The sequence below is a fragment of the Nocardioides sp. genome (assembly GCF_036493135.1).
In the GTDB taxonomy this organism is placed as follows: domain Bacteria; phylum Actinomycetota; class Actinomycetes; order Propionibacteriales; family Nocardioidaceae; genus Nocardioides.
The window spans coordinates 1-2,723 of the sequence record NZ_DASXQG010000094.1 but is presented as its reverse complement, the minus strand read 5'-3'; the positions used below and the strand labels follow the sequence as shown (position 1 = coordinate 2,723).

Genomic DNA, 2,723 nt, shown 5'->3' with positions numbered 1-2,723 from the left:
TGCGTGAGGCCGGGATGGCGCTCGAAGCGGTGCAGGCCCAGGCCGGGCACCGATCGATCGAGTCCACCCGGGTCTACCTGCACCTGTCCGCCGGATGGCTGGCCACCGAGTACACCAACGCACTCGCCGCGATCGACGCCCAATCCTCCGGAACGCCGTCGGACGGAGGACTGTAATGCCACGCCCGCACCGGTTGCCGGCCGCGGCGCTCGATCTGGTCGAGGTCTACCTGAGCGAGTTCACTCAGGCTGGGTTCCTGGCGGTGAGCAGCGCCGAGGACGGTGCCCGAGCCTTCTGCGCGCGGTTCGGCTCGCCCGCCGGCTGGGCGGCGGCGCCGCTGCACGCGCAGGTCCACGCCGACGAACGAGTGCGGCGGTTCGTGGCCTGGCTCGCGCTTACCGCTCGGATGCCGGTTTCGCCCGATTACCTGATCGCCCGCCGTCCCCGGCTCGGCCCGATCATGGCCGCCTACCACCCGGTGACATCGGCCATCTTCGTCGAGCACGCCGCTGCGCTGGGCTTCGTCCCGAAGAGCAGCGAGCGGCAGTGGGCGGCCCTCGCGCAGGTCTGCGCGCTACACGCCGTCGCACCGGACGCGGTCACCCATACGCTGCTCGACACGTCGCACGCCGCGCTCGACGACGCCGCCAGCAGGCTCGGTGTCTCACCGCACCCCAACCGGCACGCGATCCTGTTCGGGCTGCAGGCCAGCCTGTTCCACGCCGGACTCAGTGACGAGCCACCCCGTCCTCGAACTCATCGCGCCGCTCCACGGCGTCACCGCTGGGAAGACGCGTCGCCGGTGCTGGCCCAGACGCTGACCGGCTACCTCGATCAGCTGCGGGTGACCCGCCGCCCCAGCACAGTCGCCAACGAGGACGAGGCACTGCGCGAGTTCGCCTGCTTCCTCGCCCGCCACCACCCCGACGTCCGGGCAGCCGCGCAGGTCGGCCGGACCCATGTCGAGGCCTACAAACGCTGGCTCACTGAACGTCCTACTCCCGGCGGCGCTCGGCTGCACCGCCACACCGTCCGTCACCGGTTGAACTCGGTGCAGCTGTGCTTCCAGCGGCTCATCGAGTGGGGCGTCGCCGACGCCCCAACCCGAGCACCGCTGTTCCCCAGCGACCTGCCGATCAAGGACGACCCGCTGCCCCGGTTCCTCGACGATGCCGCCGCCGCGAAGCTCCTCGTCGCCGCCCGCGCCGACCCCGACCCGCTGGTCCGCCTCATCGTCGAGTTCCTCGCCCGCACCGGGATGCGCAAGGGAGAACTCGCCAATCTGACCGTCGACGCCGTCGTGCAGATCGGCTCCGCCTACTGGCTGCGGATCCCGGTCGGCAAGCTGCATAACGACCGATACATCCCGCTGCACCCCCAGCTCAAGGCACTCCTCGACGGCTGGCTGGCCACCCGACCTGAGGACCTGCGCTCGAAGCTGATGTTCACCGAACGCGGAAGACCGCTGAGCACCGCCCGCGTCGACGCCGCAGTCGACAAGGTCGCCCGCGCCGCGGGCCTCGAAGGCGTCTCCCCACACCGGCTCCGTCACACCCTGGCCACCCAGGCCATCAACCGAGGCATGTCCCTCGAGGCGATCGCCGCCCTGCTCGGTCATCGCTCGCTGAGCATGACCCTCGTCTATGCCCGCATCGCCGACCGCACCGTGGCCGACGAGTACTTCGCGGTCTCGGAGAAGGTCGAGGCCCTCTACGACCAGCCCCGCGCGCTGGCCGCCGACGCCGAGGGCGCCGAGATGGCCAAGCTCCGCAAACAGATGCACCAACGCATGCTCGGCAACGGCTACTGCGCCCGCCCGGTCGAGCTCGACTGCCACTTCGAGTCGATCTGCGAATCCTGCACCCACTTCGTCACCACCATCGAGTTCCGACCCACCCTGCAACGCCAACGCGACGACGCCGCGACGAAGGGCCAGCTCGGCCGACAGAAGATCTTCGACGGACTCCTCACCCGGCTCGGCGACGAGGCCTCCTGACCGCCGCCCACGAGCTGATCAGGGTCATCCTTCAAGATTCTTTGCCCGAACCCTTGACACGATCACCTGCATAACGCGGCCCTCCTGATCGGTCAACCCACCCTGCGCCAACGCCTACGCCTCGGAGTGCTCGCCGCCCTCGACCAACGGATCTCGGTGCGCTACACCCTCGCCGGCATGCAACCCGCCGAGACCGCCGACTACATCAGCCACCACCTCAAGCTCGCCGGACGGGCCGACACCTTGTTCAGCAGCGACGCCGTCACCCTGATCCACAACGCCTCCCGCGGCTACCCCCGCGCGGTGAACAACCTCGCCGTCAACGCCCTCACCGCAGCCTTCGCCCGCGACAACCCCATCGTCGACGAGAAAGCAGCCCGCACCGCGATCTCCGAAACCGGCGCCGACTGACCCCCACCGTCACTACGACGACCAGCCGGTCACCGACCCGACCAAGGCCCCGCCCACCACCACCGGGCGGGGCCTTCTCACACCCCGATCCTCGGCAACACCAATGACGGCGTCATCGGCAAGATCAACGACGGACAACAGCGGGCCCGTTTCTCGTACAGCTCCGCCGGTGACGGTCCTCCCCCACCGCGCCGACACCGACGGGCCAGCTGAATCGCGTCCTGAGCCGATTTGACCCACCTCAGTAGACGCGTGGTCCGCCAGCCGAGCAGATCACACTCTCAGATAGCCGTCCGACTCCAGCCACCGAGGTTCC

At 69.4% G+C, this 2,723-nt stretch carries 2 protein-coding genes; both read left to right on the top strand.

Features of this window, described 5'->3' with window-relative positions; all coding sequences use genetic code 11:
• The first annotated feature begins 175 nt into the window (after positions 1-175).
• Positions 176-1,996, top strand: a complete 1,821-nt coding sequence (locus tag VGJ24_RS17915) for a tyrosine-type recombinase/integrase (RefSeq protein WP_331502005.1) — start codon at positions 176-178, stop codon at positions 1,994-1,996.
• 126 nt (positions 1,997-2,122) lie between these two features.
• Positions 2,123-2,407 (top strand): hypothetical protein, encoded by a 285-nt coding sequence (locus VGJ24_RS17910; RefSeq protein WP_331502004.1) that lies wholly within the window; start codon positions 2,123-2,125, stop codon positions 2,405-2,407.
• The last annotated feature ends 316 nt before the right edge of the window (positions 2,408-2,723 follow it).

Bases quoted from the DNA above. Each gene is read 5' to 3' on its own strand.
- VGJ24_RS17915 (WP_331502005.1), top strand. From the start codon at position 176: ATGCCACGCCCGCACCGGTTGCCGGCCGCGGCGCTCGATCTGGTCGAG.